Origin of the sequence: Citrobacter sp. Cb004 (assembly GCF_030337065.1) — a bacterium.
Classification (GTDB): Bacteria; Pseudomonadota; Gammaproteobacteria; order Enterobacterales; family Enterobacteriaceae; genus Citrobacter; species Citrobacter braakii.
Genome location: NZ_JAOWCH010000066.1, coordinates 1 through 16,282, shown reverse-complemented (window position 1 = coordinate 16,282; position 16,282 = coordinate 1). Strand labels below are relative to the sequence as shown.

The 16,282-nt window shown below is 54.8% G+C and carries 9 protein-coding genes and 2 pseudogenes; 4 read left to right on the top strand and 7 right to left on the bottom strand.

Translation table 11 applies throughout. The features are described 5' to 3' along the window. Positions 1-108: 108 nt before the first annotated feature. A pseudogene (locus tag OGV65_RS17340) lies at positions 109-1,851 on the bottom strand (amidohydrolase); the annotation flags it as partial. Between OGV65_RS17340 and OGV65_RS17335 the strand changes: the two are divergent. Continuing rightward, complete coding sequence (locus tag OGV65_RS17335; RefSeq protein ID WP_286455277.1) at positions 1,801-2,709, top strand: LysR family transcriptional regulator; 909 nt, start codon at positions 1,801-1,803, stop codon at positions 2,707-2,709. The pseudogene OGV65_RS17340 and the gene OGV65_RS17335 overlap by 51 nt on opposite strands. Here OGV65_RS17335 and malZ read toward each other — a convergent pair. From malZ to phoB, 5 genes are all read right to left on the bottom strand, one after another. Further along, complete coding sequence (gene malZ / locus OGV65_RS17330) at positions 2,703-4,520, bottom strand: maltodextrin glucosidase (RefSeq protein WP_286455275.1); 1,818 nt, start codon at positions 4,518-4,520, stop codon at positions 2,703-2,705. The genes OGV65_RS17335 and malZ overlap by 7 nt on opposite strands. A 138-nt stretch (positions 4,521-4,658) precedes the next feature. After that, a complete protein-coding gene (proY, locus tag OGV65_RS17325; protein WP_016152018.1) occupies positions 4,659-6,032 on the bottom strand; it encodes a proline-specific permease ProY in 1,374 nt (457 codons plus the stop codon). An 80-nt stretch (positions 6,033-6,112) separates the two neighbouring features. Further along, entirely contained in the window at positions 6,113-7,432 is a 1,320-nt protein-coding gene (gene brnQ / locus OGV65_RS17320; protein ID WP_016152017.1) for a branched-chain amino acid transporter carrier protein BrnQ, read from the bottom strand. Positions 7,433-7,837: 405 nt separating this feature from the next. Beyond that, on the bottom strand, positions 7,838-9,133 hold the full coding sequence (gene phoR, locus OGV65_RS17315; RefSeq protein WP_029139432.1) for a phosphate regulon sensor histidine kinase PhoR: 1,296 nt from the start codon (positions 9,131-9,133) through the stop codon (positions 7,838-7,840). Positions 9,134-9,183: 50 nt separating this feature from the next. Further along, complete coding sequence (gene phoB / locus OGV65_RS17310) at positions 9,184-9,873, bottom strand: phosphate response regulator transcription factor PhoB (protein ID WP_003021496.1); 690 nt, start codon at positions 9,871-9,873, stop codon at positions 9,184-9,186. 190 nt (positions 9,874-10,063) lie between these two features. Between phoB and sbcD the strand changes: the two genes are divergently transcribed. The 3 genes and pseudogenes from sbcD to OGV65_RS17295 form a co-directional block, all read left to right on the top strand. Continuing rightward, complete coding sequence (sbcD, locus tag OGV65_RS17305) at positions 10,064-11,266, top strand: exonuclease subunit SbcD (protein ID WP_286455274.1); 1,203 nt, start codon at positions 10,064-10,066, stop codon at positions 11,264-11,266. After that, positions 11,263-14,409 carry an exonuclease subunit SbcC gene (gene sbcC, locus OGV65_RS17300; protein WP_286455273.1) on the top strand — a complete coding sequence of 1,049 codons (3,147 nt, stop codon included), beginning with the start codon at positions 11,263-11,265 and terminating at the stop codon, positions 14,407-14,409. The genes sbcD and sbcC overlap by 4 nt, the downstream gene beginning before the upstream one ends. 187 nt (positions 14,410-14,596) lie before the next feature. Next, positions 14,597-14,794 (top strand): annotated as a pseudogene (locus OGV65_RS17295) (MFS transporter AraJ); the annotation flags it as partial. 24 nt (positions 14,795-14,818) lie between these two features. Here the strand turns inward: OGV65_RS17295 and OGV65_RS17290 are convergent. Then, positions 14,819-16,057: an IS110 family RNA-guided transposase gene (locus OGV65_RS17290; RefSeq protein ID WP_012291449.1), complete on the bottom strand. Its 1,239-nt coding sequence runs from the start codon at positions 16,055-16,057 to the stop codon at positions 14,819-14,821. Between the last annotated feature and the right edge of the window lie 225 nt (positions 16,058-16,282).

The window sequence follows — 16,282 nt, the reverse complement described above, 5'->3', positions numbered from 1 at the left end:
CCAGAATGACACAAATTGTTGCAGTTGCGCCATATCGGTTAACACGATGAACCGCTTTTCAGAATAGACAATCAGCCCCTGCGTTTGGCCAGGGGCTGTGATGAGGGATTAAAACGCGAAGCAGGAGCAGCCAAGCGCGCCCCAGAAAGCCCGGTCATCTGACACCGGAATTGCCGATTTACGCGCTATATCATGCTGATGACCGTGTACGCCGCAGCTGCCGCAGCACTGGTGCATCTGCACCATTGCGCCAATTTTCGCCGCAGCAGGCGGCGCTAAGCGATAGTGCCCCGGCACTTTTACCACCGGCGACCAGTCAGGTACAACCGGGATGGCCGGCGGCGCCAGCGGAGTGAAATGCCCGGCCGCATACACCACTTTGCCATCGACAATGGTCATTACCGACTCTATGCCTTTGATCTCCTCTTCCGGCACACTGAAGTAATCTTTAGACAGCACCACCAGGTCGGCCAGTTGGTCTTTCTCGATGCGCCCTTTCTTACCCTGTTCGCTGGAGAACCAGGCGCTACCGGCCGTCCACAATTCCAGCGCCACATCGCGCGGCAGGCGATTGTTATCATCGTACATCGCCATCCCTCCCACAGTACGTCCCGAAACCAGCCAGTAGAGCGCTGTCCACGGGTTGTAGCTGGCCACGCGGGTGGCATCAGTCCCCAGCCCTACCGGAACGTCAGCCGCCAGCATTTTCGCCACCGGCGGGGTATGTTTGACCGCATCTTTGCCGTAGCGATCGACAAAATATTCGCCCTGGAACGCCATACGGTGCTGAACAGCGATCCCGCCCCCCAGCGCTTTTACGCGCTCGATATTCCGTTCGGTAATCGTTTCAGCGTGATCGAAGAACCAGTGCAGGCCATTGAACGGGATATCGCGATTCACCTTCTCGAATACGGCGAGCATTCGGCTGATGGATTCATCGTAGGTGGCGTGCAGGCGGAACGGCCAGCGGTGCTCCACGAGGTGGCGTACCACGCGTTCCAGCTCATCTTCCATACCTTCCGGCAGATCCGGGCGTGGCTGGAGGAAGTCTTCAAAATCCGCGGCCGAGAAGACCAGCATTTCCCCTGCCCCATTGGCACGGTAGAAGTCGGTCCCCTGCCCTGGTTTGAGCATATCGGTCCAGCGTTCAAAGTCTTCCAGTTCCTGCTGCGGACGCTGGGTAAACAAGTTGTAGGCGATGCGCACCGTCATCTGTTTGTTGGCGTGTAACTGCTCAATTATCTCGTAATCTTCCGGGTAGTTCTGAAAACCACCGCCTGCATCGATGGCGCTGGTCAGCCCTAGACGGTTCAGCTCGCGCATAAACTGCCGGGTCGAGTTGACCTGCATTTCCAGCGGCAGTTTTGGTCCTTTTGCCAGCGTCGAATAAAGGATCATGGCGTTGGGTTTGGCGATCAGCATCCCGGTTGGGTTACCGTTGCTATCACGCACAATCTCACCACCCGCCGGGTCCGGCGTCGCCTTGGTGTAGCCGACTGCTTTCAGTGCGGCACGGTTCAGCAAAGCTCTGTCGTAGAGGTGCAGAACAAAAACTGGGGTATCCGGGGCAGCTTCATTCAGTTCTTCGAGGGTTGGCATGCGACGTTCGGCAAACTGGAATTCGCTCCAGCCGCCCACCACGCGCACCCATTGCGGCGATGGCGTTCTGTCAGCCTGCTCTTTGAGCATGCGTAGCGCGTCCGCCAGCGACGGAACGCCTTCCCAACGCAATTCCAGGTTGTAATTCAGACCGCCGCGAATGAGGTGCAGGTGCGAATCGTTCAGGCCCGGGATCACCGTATGTCCTTGCAGATCGACAACCTGCGTCCCGTCGGGGGCAAAACTCATGATAAACAGGGTTCATTTGCCGCGGCGGCGGAATCGCTGTTTAAAACCCCTGCAGCACTCAGCTATATGATTCAAAAGCTGGAAAGTGATTTGAATATCGAGTTGCTTGACCGTTCCGGTCACCGGGCAAAATTTACCGACACCGGTCAGATGATGCTGGAAAAGGGACGTTTGCTGCTGAGCGCGGCAAAAGATCTCGAAAAGCAGGCGGTGCAGCTGAATTCAGGCTGGGAAAAAGAGCTGGCGATTGCGCTGGACGACTCCTTCCCTTTCGCCTCGCTGTTGCCCATTGTCGATGAATTTCACGCGCTGAATAAGCAAACCCGCCTTAACTTCACCCACCATACGCTGGCGGGCTCCTGGGAGGAGCTGACCCATAATGGAGCAGATATTATTTTGGGGGCGATTAATGAACCGCCTACGTCAGCGGCCTGGTCCTACAAAATGCTTGGCACGCTGGACAATGTGTTTGTCGTTGCGCCTGAGCATCCGCTGGCCGCAGCACCGGATGGCCTGACTAACGAACAGTTGTGCCTGCACCGGGCGATTGTCATTAGCGACAGCGCCCGCTTTTGTCATCCGTTACAAACCAATCTGATGGAGGAGCAGGCGCAGATTCGCGTTGATGATTTCCACAGTAAGGTGATGCTACTGCGGGCCGGCTTGGGTTGCGGATTTCTCCCCCGCCATATTGCTAACCCGTGGCTTGCCACGGGCGAGCTGGTGGAAAAAACGGTGATCTCATTTCGCCAAAAAGACGTGGCCTATATGGCCTGGCGCAATAACCGCGATGGACTGGCGCAGCGCTGGTGGCGGGAAACGCTGCTGGCAAGCCCGGATGTTACGCGCTTATATCAATGACCCATCCACACCGAGGCGGAAATCGCCGGCAGCGTCAGGATATCCTCGGCAAGCACGCCTTTGCCCTCCTGGTGCAGCCATTGGCTGACGCTCAGTAATGGCGAGGCTGGCAGGACCACTTCACAGGCGTGGCCACGGTTAATCGCCACCAATACACGCTGGCGGTTTAGCACGCGTACAAACACCACCACGTTATCCTCGGCGTAAATCACCTGACAACCACCATGGCGCAGCGCCTGGCTCTGGTGGCGTAATGTTGCCAGCCGCTGATACAACGCCAGCAGGTTAGCGTCCTGTTTTTCAGGCTGCCACGGGAATGGTTTGCGACAAAACGGATCGTTGTTCCCATCCAGTCCCACTTCGTCACCGTAGTAAATACAGGGCACGCCAGGCCAGGTAAACAGCCACACCACCGCCAACGGTAAACGTGCGACGTCTTTACCGAGCAGAGATTTAAAACGGGCAGTATCGTGGCTGTCGAGCTGGTTGAACATCCGCAACTGCTGCTGATGCGACAAACCCGCACGATAGTTATCCATCCACGCCATACAGGTCTGGGCGTCAATGAATTGCGGATCGTATGAGATATCGGTATTGGCGAGAAATCCCCATACAGGGAAGGTAAAACCGCGATAGTTCATGGCGGCATCTTCTGCGTCGGCCTGCAACCATTGGCGCGCGTCGCCAAAATGCTCGCCCACCACATATGCCTCTGACTGGGTCTCTTTCGCCGCCTGCGTAATTCCGGCCACGTGCTGCAGGTTGTTGTGCGCACCACCGGCCTCTCCCAGCATATGCACCACGTCAAGACGCCAGCCGTCCATACTCCACGGCGCTTTCAGCCAGTGGCGAACGATACTGTCTTCGCCGCGATAAATTTCATTCACCAGGCTTTCAGAGGAAAAGTCCAGCTTGGGCAGGCTGGAATACCCCAGCCAGTCGAGCGCGACGCCGTCGGCTGAGAAATGATACCAGTCGCGCCAGGGGGATTGCGGATTATGGCACGCGCCATCCGTTCCCCGATTATGTCGGTCAAACCAGGCGTGTGAATCGCCGCTATGGTTAAAAACACCGTCGAGAATCAGGCGCATCCCCTGCTGTTGGGTGGTGTGACGCAGGCGCAGCAGCGCCCTGTCGCCGCCAAACTGCGGATCAACATGACGGTAATCTTCGGTATCGTATTTATGCACGCTCGGCGCGGTAAATACCGGATTCAGGTACAGCGCCGTGACGCCTAACGTTTTCAGATACGGCAGCTTTTCGCTGATGCCGTCCAAATCGCCGCCATAAAACGTGGAGCCACCGGCCTGGGCCGTAAGCGGTTCATCCCACTCGCGCCGCACAATATCGTGTCCGGCGGCATGGTGGTAATAGACGTTATCCTGAGTCGCTTCACGCGACTGGCTGCGGGCAAAACGGTCCGGGAAAATTTGGTAAAAAATCTGATCGGCGGCCCACTGCGGACCGTTATCCGGCACATCAACAGCAAACTGCTCCAGACGCGCAGGCGGAAAACGGCTGAATCCCTGCGGGGTAAACCACAGCTGACGATCGAGCCAAAGTAATTTAAAACTATAGCGTCGACGAGGCTGTCCGCTGGAGAGATCGATCGCCGCTCTCCACGCGGTCACGCCCGGTTGCGGCTGGCTGCGTTGCTTGTGCATACCCAACGAAATCTCTTCGTTATCGTTTTCTGCGCGTAGCGTCACCCGCTGGGGTGGATTTTCCCCCGCCAGCCATAATGTAATCGTCAGTTGATCTTTGTTTTGCTTAACAAATGGGGCAACCGGAAGGTGCCAGGCGTTCAACATCACGTATCCCCTTTGATGATAATGACGTCACCTTGCCATAGCGAAGTGCAGGATCACTCATCATCTTAACGTTTATTGGGGGAGGAGTGTGGGGGAGGAGAAAATTGCCGGGTAACATTAAGCTACCCGGCAAAAATATTACTGCGCTTCAGCCAGTTGGCGCTCGCGACGGCGCTTGAAAACCCAGCCGGCAAGCAGCAGGATAATCCACGCAAAGCCGACGTATAGCGAAATGCGGGTATCCGGATGATAGCCGATAAGCGCGATGATAAAGACCAGGAAAATCAGGCCAATGACGGTCGTCACAACCCCACCCGGCACTTTAAATTTCAGCGCCTTAACCTCTTCCGGCGGCAGACGACGACGGAAGGCAATTTGTGACAGCAGGATCATAATCCACACCCATACCGTTGCGAAGGTCGCCAGAGAGGCGATCACCAGGAAGACGTTTTCCGGCATGATGTAGTTAAGATACACCGCAAACAGCAGCGCGATGGTCATCACCATCACCGTCACCCATGGCACGCCACGACGCGACGTCTTGGCGAACATTTTTGGCGCACTGCCCTGCTCCGCCATACCATGCAGCATACGTCCCACGCCAAAGACGTCAGAGTTGATGGCCGACAGCGACGCGGTCAGGACTACGAAGTTGAGGATCCCGGCGGCAAAGGTAATCCCCATATGCTGGAACGTCAGAACGAACGGGCTACCGTCAGTGCCGACCTGGTTCCACGGGTAAATAGACATGATGACGAACAGCGTCCCCACGTAAAACACGAGGATACGCATCGGTACGGAATTGATGGCGCGCGGAATAGATTTTTCCGGGTCTTTGGCTTCGCCAGCGGTAATCCCGATAATCTCAATCCCGCCGTAGGCGAACATCACCATTTGTAGCGACATCACCATGCCGAGCCAGCCGTTACTGAAGAAACCGCCGTTGCTCCACAGATTATGGATACCGGTAGGCTGCCCGCCGTTACCAATCCCCCAAATGATGATGCCAAAACCAGCGACAATCATGATGATAATGGTGGCGACTTTAAAGAACGAGAACCAAAATTCCAGCTCGCCAAACACCTTCACGCTCATCAGGTTGATGGCGCAGATAATCAATACCACGCTGAGTACCCAAATCCAGTGCGGTACGGCCGGGAACCAGACGCCCATGTAAATACCAAAGGCAGTCACATCGGCAATGGCGACAATCAGGATTTCAAAACAGTAGGTCCAGCCGGTTATGTAGCCTGCCAGCGGTCCGAGGTTTTCCTGCGCATAGCGCGAGAAGGAGCTGGCAGCAGGGTTATGAACGGACATTTCGCCCAGCGCGCGCATAATGATATACGCCGCTACGCCGCCGATAATATAGGCCAGCAACACGCTTGGCCCCGCCATTTTGATGGCATCGGCCGAGCCGTAGAACAGCCCGGTACCAATTGCTGAACCTAATGCCATAAAGCGAATGTGCCGGGTGCTCAGCCCACGCTTTAGCTTGTTATTACTTTCCATCGATTCCTAACCTGTTAACACAATAAAAAACCACGGGGCCATGTTAATAGCCCCGTGGTTAAAACTTATTGTCAGTGATATTAGTGTGCGCTGGAGGTCACTTGTCGACCCGCTGCACGATCCCAGATAACTGCCAGGACCACCATCACGACTGTTGGCATCAACCACGCCAGCCCCTGCTCCGCCAGCGGTAAACGCTGGGTCCAGGCCGGTAACACGTCGCCAATTGCAGAAGCTTTAATGCCATCAAGGATACCAAAAATCAGGCTGATAAACATCGCAGGTGCAATGACGCGGGAAGAATTATGCCACCATGAGCGGGTAAAACTTAATACAACCAGTGCGATACATGGCGGATAGATAGCCGTCAGCACCGGAATAGAGATCTGAATCAGATGGCTCAGACCCAGGTTAGAGACCACCATCGAGAAGCCGCCGAGGATAAATACCAGCGTACGATAAGACAGTGGAACGTACTGGGCAAAGAACTCTGCGCACGCGCAGGTCAGGCCAACAGCGGTGACCAGACAGGCGATGAAAATCAACGCCGCCAGCAGGAAGCTCCCTGCGCCACCAAAGGTGTGCTGAACATACGCATGCAGAATTGCCGCGCCGTTAGCAGATTGATCGACCAGAATTGCACTATCTGAACCCAGACGGAACAGCGCGAGATACAGCAGCGTTAAGCCCACACCCGCCATCAAACCCGCCCAAACGGTATAACGGGTCAGCAGACGCGCTTCAGTAACGCCACGCGAGCGAGCGGCGTTGACGATAACAATACCAAATACCATCGCGCCCAGCGTATCCATGGTCAGATACCCGTTCACGAAGCCATTAGAAAACGCCGCAGTTTGATAGGCTTCCATCGCATTGCTGATCGGGCCTGCTGGCCAGACGATTGCGGCGACAGACAGGACCACCAGCGCCAGGATTTTCAGCGGGGCCAGGAAATTACCAACCGTATCCAGCAGTTTGCCCGGATACAGCGAAACCAGAATCACAATCGCGAAATAGACCACGCTGTAGATAAGCAGTGGCAGCGCGGAGTCACCGGTCAGCGGTGCAATCCCGACTTCGAAAGAGACCGTCGCGGTACGCGGCGTAGCAAATAACGGTCCAACAGCCAGATAGCACACGGTCGCCAGCAGCAAACCAGCGACTTTACCGATAGGCGTGCTCAGTCGGTCCACACCACCACCGACTTTCGCCAGCGCGACAACGGTAAGTACCGGCAGGCCAACGGCGGTAATCAAAAAGCCAAAAGCCGCAGTCCAGACGTGTTCACCTGCCTGCAAACCAACCATTGGGGGGAAGATGATGTTACCTGCACCAACGAACAGTGCAAATGTCATAAATCCCAAAGCGATAATATCGCGCGATTTTAACTGATGGGTCATAAAGTCTTACTGCCTGTGGATGTGGTGTTGAAAATAATAAATTTTTGCCTTTCCCTGGGGGACAATACAGCGGCATTTTTGCTCAATTCCAGCGGGAAACACTCCCAGACTGGCGCGGCGAAGAATAGTTTTTCGATTTACCGCGTAAATGCAGTCGGTATGACAGCACCTGGAGCGCAATTTAAACGCTTATAACGTTTTAAAGCAAGGTGGGATCCCAAAACCAGAACAATATAGCGATATGAAAAATGGGGTTAGCACAAAACACCATTTCATGGAAAAAGGTATGGGTAATAGTTCGAACAAAAAACAACCAAACGTCGTAAAATTCAGGATGGTTATATTGACCGCATAGAAAAAGCCAGCTTGCGCTGGCTTTTGGAAAGATTATCTTACGAATGCGCCTTAACCGTTAATTTTGGCAATTAAACGTTCCGGGATCACGAAACTAAATCGCGTCCCAACGCCTGGTTCGCTTTCGATACTCAAGCGACTGTCGTGATGATGCAGCGCATGCTTAACGATGGCCAGACCAAGTCCGCTGCCGCCCGTTTGCCGTGATCGCGCCTTATCCACACGATAAAAACGTTCGGTTAATCGTGGAATATGCTCGGCGGCAATGCCTGGACCGTTGTCTTCCACGCAAAACTCCGCCCCCGACGCCACATGCTGCCAGCGTACGGTAATGTGCGTTCCCGCTGGCGTATGGTTCACCGCGTTGTAGACGAGATTCGAGATAGCGCTACGCAACTGCTCCTCGTTACCCCGCACGTTCAGGCTGTTATCAACATCAAAGGTAAACGTATGTTTTTGCTGGCTCAGCGTTTGCGCTTCGTGTTCGAGCACGCGCAGCATCATGGGTACATCGACTTTCTCATTCAGCAGTAGCGTCGGCGCAGCCTCAATTTTTGACAGCGTCAGCAGCTGTTTCACCAGCCCTTCCATGCGATACGTTTGTTCGCGCATGGTATGCAGCGCTTTTTCACGCGTCGTCCCTTCCAGCGGATGCTCCTGCATCATTTCCAGGTACCCTTGTAACACCGTCAGAGGCGTACGCAGTTCATGGCTGGCGTTGGCGAAAAAGTTACGTCGTGAACCTTCCAGTTGATGCATCTGGGTAACGTCGCGCGCCACCATCAGCAGTTGCTTATCGGTATAGGGCATCACGCGAATTTCCAGATGCCGTCCGGTATTGAGTACCAGATTGATCGGTCGGCTAAAATCGCGCGTTTTCAGATATTGTGTAAATTCCGGGTAGCGCAACAGGTTAAGAATATTTTGCCCGCTATCGTCCGGCCAGCGCAGTCCCAGAACCTGCTGGGCCAGTCCGTTACACCAGAAGATACCGCCTTCTTCAGTGGTCAGCACCACCGCGTCGGGTAGCGATTCCGCCCCGCTACGAAAACGTTTAATCAGATTACCCAGTTCACGACGGCGCTTTTTGTTGCGCAGTTGCATTTGATGCAGCCCGTACAGCAACGGCTCCCAACTGCCTCGCCCCGGCGGCGGCGTCATGCTTCTGTCGACCCATAGCCACCAGGACAAACGTAATAAATTCCAGAAATGCCAGATAAGCAGGCCCGTTACCGACGCCAGTAAAAACCAGGGCAGGTAACCGAAAAAAGCGCTAAGGATAAATGCCGGTATGCAGCACAGGATCAGCTCCAGTACCAACCTTTTCCATGACAATCGTTCTAGCAAACGTCTTACTCCCTATACGGCCTAATCCTTCAGGCCCTGATTCTTGTCAGTCAGAAGCGGGTTGAAAAACGATATCCCGTCCCGCGAACCGTCTGCACCATACGATCGTGTCCGCTGTGCTCCAGCGCCTTACGCAAGCGGCGGATGTGCACATCCACAGTCCTGTCTTCCACGTACACATTGGTTCCCCAGACATGATTGAGGAGTTGCTCGCGACTGTAGACACGCTCGGGATGAGTCATAAAGAAGTGCAACAGTTTGAATTCGGTCGGCCCCATATCCAGCGGATCCTCGCCGGTCATCACGCGATGCGAGGTGGGATCAAGGCTTAGCCCCTGCATCTCTATAACCTCTTCCACCGCCATCGGTGAAATACGACGCAGAACTGCTTTAATACGCGCCACCAGCTCCTTGGGAGAAAAGGGCTTGGTAATATAGTCATCCGCGCCGGTTTCCAGCCCCCGGACGCGATCTTCCTCTTCCCCCCTCGCCGTCAGCATCATCACCGGGATATCCCGCGTCATCGCTTCGCGCTTGAGATGTTTAATAAACTGTAGACCCGAGCCGCCTGGAAGCATCCAGTCAAGCAGGACGAGATCCGGCCAGGGTTCATTGAGTTGGTTCACAGCACTGTCATAGTCTTCGGCTTCAACGGGTTGAAATCCGTTTTGCTCGAGCACGAAGCAGACCATTTCACGAATTGGAGCTTCATCTTCTACGACCAGAATACGTCTCGCCATGATTTGCCCTGTTTGTAATTAAATCGTTTGCCATCAATACAGTGCCATTATGCGTCAGTTTTATGACAGATTTATGAAAAGATAGTCCAGGTTTAACGCAGCCCGGCGAATTATGACAGCCCGGAGACAAGATATTCCCACTCGTGAAGGGTTATAATCCCCGCCATTGTTTTACCGTCATGGAACTCTTATGCGCATCCTTCACACGTCTGACTGGCATCTGGGCCAAAATTTCTACAGCAAGAGCCGCGCCGCCGAGCATCAGGCCTTTCTCGACTGGCTGCTGGAAACGGCACAATCCCAGCAGGTGGATGCCATTATTGTGGCAGGCGACATTTTCGATACCGGCTCACCGCCTAGCTATGCCCGTGAGCTGTATAACCGTTTTGTCGTCAAACTGCAGCAAACCGGCTGTCATCTGGTGGTGCTGGCAGGCAACCATGACTCTGTCGCCACGCTCAATGAATCCCGCGATATTCTGGCGTTTCTCAACACCACGGTGGTTGCCAGCGCTGGCCATGGGCCGCAGATACTGCCGCTACGCGACGGTACGCTGGGGGCGATCCTGTGTCCGGTGCCTTTTTTACGTCCGCGCGACATCATCACCAGCCAGGCCGGGCTGACAGGACAAGAAAAACAGCAGCATTTACTGGGCGCAATCACCGACTATTATCAGCAGCAGTATCAGGATGCCTGCACGCTGCGCGGCGACCACAATCTTCCCATCATTGCGACCGGGCATTTGACCACCGTCGGAGCCAGTAAAAGCGACGCCGTACGTGACATTTATATCGGTACGCTGGACGCCTTCCCAGCGCAAAACTTCCCACCGGCAGACTACATCGCGCTGGGACATATTCACCGGGCGCAGGTTATCGGCGGCACGGAACATATTCGCTACTGCGGCTCGCCGATTGCCCTCAGTTTTGACGAGTGCGGCAAAAGCAAATGTGTACATCTGGTGAGCTTTGACGCGGGGAAACTCAGCGCCGTTGAAAATCTCACCGTGCCGGTTACGCAGCAGCTTGCGGTACTGAAAGGCGATTTAGCCGCCATTACTACCCAGCTTGAGCAGTGGCGCGGCGTGCAGCAAGAGCCACCGGTGTGGCTGGATATTGAAATCACCACCGACGACTACCTGCATGATATGCAACGTAAGATCCAGGCCTTAACCGAAGATTTACCGGTAGAAGTGCTACTGGTGCGCCGCAGTCGTGAACAGCGCGAACGCATTATGGCCAATGAACGACGTGAAACGTTAAGCGAGCTGAGCGTGGCAGAGGTTTTTGACCGCCGCCTGGCGCTGGAAGAACTCGAAGAACCGCAGCGTGAGCGGCTTAACCAGCTGTTTAGCGCAACCTTACAAACGCTTGCCGGGGAGGCTGAAGCATGAAAATTCTCAGCCTGCGCCTGAAAAACCTCAACTCCCTGAAGGGAGAATGGAAAGTCGATTTTACGGCAGAACCGTTTGCCAGCAACGGGTTGTTCGCTATCACCGGGCCAACGGGCGCGGGGAAAACGACCCTGCTGGACGCAATTTGCCTTGCGCTGTACCACGAAACGCCGCGCCTGAATACCGTGTCACAGTCGCAAAACGACCTGATGACCCGCGACACCGCGGAGTGTCTGGCCGAGGTCGAGTTTGAGGTGCGGGGCGAAGCCTACCGCGCATTCTGGAGCCAGAACCGGGCGCGCAATCAGCCGGAGGGCAATCTGCAGGTCCCTCGCGTAGAGCTGGCCCGCTGCTCCGACGGTAAAATCCTCGCCGATAAGGTCAAAGATAAGCTGGAGATGACCGCCGAGCTTACCGGGCTGGATTACGGACGTTTTACCCGTTCGATGCTGCTGTCTCAGGGGCAGTTTGCCGCATTTCTCAATGCCAAACCGAAAGAGCGCGCCGAGCTGCTGGAAGAGCTGACCGGCACTGAGATCTACGGCCAAATCTCCGCCATGGTATTTGAAAAGCACAAATCAGCGCGTACGGAACTGGAAAAACTGCAGGCCCAGGCCAGCGGTGTTGCGCTGTTAGCGCCAGAGCAATTGCAATCCCTGACAGAAAGTTTGCAGGTACTTACTGACGAAGAAAAACAATATCTTACCTGCCAACAAGCCCAGCAGCAGCACCTCAACTGGCTCATGCGGCAAAATGAGCTACAGGCGGAGATAAACCGCCACCAGCAGGCATTACAGGCTGCACTTCAGGCGCAGGAAGACGCGCAGCCGCAACTGGCGGCGCTGAGTCTGGCACTCCCGGCCAGAGCGTTACGCCCACACTGGGAGCGAATCCAGGAACAAACGGCTACGATTGACCGTACGCGACAGAAGATTCAGGAAGTGAATGCTCGCTTACAAAGCAGCTTAGCGCTGCGCGGACGTATTCGTCAGCAGGCACAAACGCAGTCAGCCGCTATGCTCGCCGGACAGCAAACGTTAACCGACTGGTTGAAGGAACATGACCGCTTCCGTTTGTGGAGTAGCGAACTGGCAGGATGGAAAGCGCTGCTGGCCCAACAGTCCGACGCCAGCGCCCAACTGCGCCAGTGGCAGCAGTTGCGGGAGAACGACACGCGCAAGCTCGATGCGCTGGCGCTTCCCACGCTGACCCTTTCGGTACAACAGGTAACGGAAGCGCTGGCGCAACATGTGCAGCTTCGTCCGTTACGCCAGCGGCTGAGTAATCTGCACGGGCAAATCGCCCCGAAGCATAAGCAACTGGCGCAGCTACGCGCCACGCTTGTGCAGCGTCAGCAGGAGCTGGCCCAGCGCAATGCGGTGCTTACAGAAAAGCGTCAGCGCTATAAAGATAAAAATCAGCAGCTTGCCGATGTGAGAATCATTTGCGAGCAGGAAGCCCGGATCAAAGATCTGGAAAGCCAGCGGGCACTATTGCAATCCGGCATGCCTTGCCCACTTTGCGGCTCCACCACGCACCCGGCGATTGAGCGCTATCAAACGCTCGAACTGAGTGTGAATCAGACACGGCGTGAAGCGCTGGAAAAAGAGGTCAAAACGCTGGCCGATGAGGGTTCAACGCTACGCGGTCAACTTGAGGCGATAACCCAGCAACTTCAGCGCGATGAACGCGAAGTACAAACGCTTTCTCAGGAAGAGCAAGCACTTACTCAAGAGTGGCAGACAGTCACCGCCAGCCTCAACGTGACGCTGCAACCGCAGGATGACATCGCCCCGTGGCTTGCCGCCCAGGAAGAGCACGAGCAGCAGCTTCACCAACTGAGTCTGCGTCATACCCTGCAAGCGCAAATCACCGCACACACAGAGCAGATTACTCAGCTCCAGCAGCATATTGACCAGCGTCAGGCAACGTTAACCGCCGAGCTGGCCCGTCATGGTCTGTCCCTTCCGACCGAGGCTGAAGTCGCCTCATGGCTGAGCGAACGGGCGAACGAAGCGCAAATGTGGCAGCAGCGCCAGAACGAACTGACTGAATTACAGGCTCGAATCGCCCAGCTTGCGCCGGTGCTGGAAACGCTGCCTGAAACCGATGCGCTTGGTGAAAACATTGAGAATCTGTCGCTGGAAAACTGGCGGCAGGTGCACGACGATTGCCTCTCTTTACAGGGGCAGTGGCAAACCTTACAGCAGCAGGAGGCGCAGGACGTTCAGCGCGCTGCAGAAATTCAGGCGCAGTTTGATACCGCATTGCAGGCCAGCATCTTTGCCGATCGCGACGCCTTTGTTGCCGCCCTGCTGGATGAAGAGACCTTTAACCGCCTTGAACAATTGAAGCAATCACTGGAAAGCCAGCGACAGCAGGCGCAAACGCTGCTTAATCAGGCGCAGCAGGCGCTGGCGACTCATCAACAACAGCTACCAACCGGGGTGGATCTCACGCTCACTGTGCAACATCTTCACGACGCGCTGGCGCAACTCACCCAGCAGCTACGGGAGAACACCACTCGTCAGGGCGAAATTCGCCAGCAGCTCAAGCAGGATGGTGAAAACCGCCAGCAGCAGCAGGCGCTGATGCTCGAGATTACGAAAGTCGCACAGCAGGTCGAAGACTGGGGCTATCTGAACGCGCTGATTGGCTCGAAAGAGGGAGATAAATTCCGCAAGTTTGCCCAGGGGCTGACGCTGGATAATCTGGTCTGGCTTGCCAACAACCAGTTGACCCGTCTGCACGGTCGCTATCTGTTGCAGCGCAAGGCCAGCGAAGCGCTGGAGCTGGAAGTGGTTGATACCTGGCAGGCCGATGCCGTGCGTGACACACGTACGCTTTCCGGCGGCGAGAGCTTCCTCGTGAGTCTGGCGCTGGCGCTGGCGTTGTCCGACCTGGTCAGCCACAAAACGCGAATTGACTCCTTGTTCCTCGACGAAGGTTTCGGCACGTTGGACAGCGAAACGCTGGATACCGCCCTGGATGCGCTCGATGCGCTCAACGCCACTGGCAAAACCATTGGTGTCATCAGCCACGTTGAAGCGATGAAAGAACGCATTCCGGTGCAGATCAAGGTCAAAAAAATCAACGGACTGGGCTACAGCAAACTCGATAAAATGTTTGCAGTTGATGCCTGATAGCATCTCAGCTCCTGGAGGCCGGATATGCGCCAGCGCTATCCGGCACGGCACATAGCACGATCGTGAATACACAAAGACGGATATGAAATGGCATTCCACTTCGCTTATCCGCAAGCTATCTCTATTGGCGGCGAACGTTCGCCGCTATGGCGCACATCGTGCGTCTTTCTTGTTGGCAGGTGGTATGAAAAAAGTCATTTTCTCTTTAGCTCTGGGGACATTTGGGCTGGGCATGGCCGAGTTTGGCATCATGGGTGTACTCACCGAGCTGGCGCGGGACGTGGGAATTTCCATCCCTGCCGCTGGCCATATGATTTCGTTTTACGCTTTTGGCGTGGTGCTGGGCGCACCTATTATTGCGCTCTTTTCCAACCGCTTCACGCCCTGAGACATTCGACAAGCTTTTTTATGGCTTCAGTAAGGGCGACTTTCGCGCTTCCAGTGCCAGCAAATACTTCGCTTCATCGTACTGGGTCTTGGTCTTCCAGCAGCGGTAAATGATCCTTATCCATTTGAAGGCCAGAGCCCGGATTGCAGACTGGTGAGATTTTCCTTTTTCTCGCAGTCCCCGATAATAAAGTCTGGCCCAGTATGATGAGTTAACCGTCTTGGCAGCCCATTCAACAAAGGTTTGCCGGACGAACTTGGCACACTGCCATCGCCAGTGAACCCAGGATTTCTGGCCACTTCGTTCTGTCACCGGTGCAATACCTGCGTAGTTTTGAATTTCTTCAGCGCTGTTAAACCGGTCACGGTTATCACCAAGTGCAGCAAGCATTCGTGGTCCCAAACACGGCCCCATGCCCGGAAGTGATTTGAACAGCCCCGAATCTGGCAATGTGTCAAACAGCGTTTCGATTCGTTCGTCATAGGTTTTGATGATTTCACTCACGACTTTAATTTGTGTCGCCAGTGCTGTTGCCATCAAAGCATTAGCCTCTATAACACTCGGGTCTGTCGTCAACGGAATGGCGTTATCAATACTCACAACACGCTGCTCGGTAAGGGCCATTGCGCGGCCACCTTTGGCATTGAGAAAGTTGCGGATCGTGTCTCGCCTGGCTCGTTTTAGTTGTTGCAGACTGGGCCATCGCATAATCAGTTCACACAATAGCAAGCTACCCCGATGTGAGAACCACTCCAGGGGCTGAGGATAATACTGTTTGAGTGTGTTGATTAGCCGGTTCACAAAACGGCGCTTATCTTCAACCAACTGACGACGCTGCTCAACCAGTTGCTGGAGTAACCGGATATCGGCATTGTCGGGTTCAATGGCTTTTATCTTTTGGGGATAACGCAGCATTAACTCTAATGCCAGCTCGGCATCCTGCGGGTCATCTTTAGCACCGCTGGGCGAGAAGGCTTGCCGGTAACGAGCCAGAGACAAAGCGTGGACGGGGAAAACGGTGATAAATGGATATTTCTGAAGAGCATACACCACGGGACCTTTCTTCAGCTCAACGGCGATAGCGATCCTGCCTTTTACCTTCTGGTGTAACTCGGTAAGCCAGACATCAAGCGCTTCCGGCGTATGTTCAATCACATGGAATGTGCGTTCACCGTTTTTAAACTGAACACAGACATCGTGCTTTTTATCTGCCCAGTCCAGACCAACGTGCGCAGCAAATTGATTAGTCTCAGTCATCACCAACTCCTTTTTATCGGGGATTGGTATGCATTCCACGCTCTTCGAAAGAAATATAGCCAGCAGTTATCTGCATGCCCTGAGTATTCGTTAGCGAACGTGGAGCACCTACTGGCTCGAAAGAAAAGCGGCGATCATCGCATGATTCTCGCTCAATATTCGTAACCAGTAAGCGCATACCCTGAATCACTTCAAAGTGTAATTCTCAGGGTGCGAATGACTATA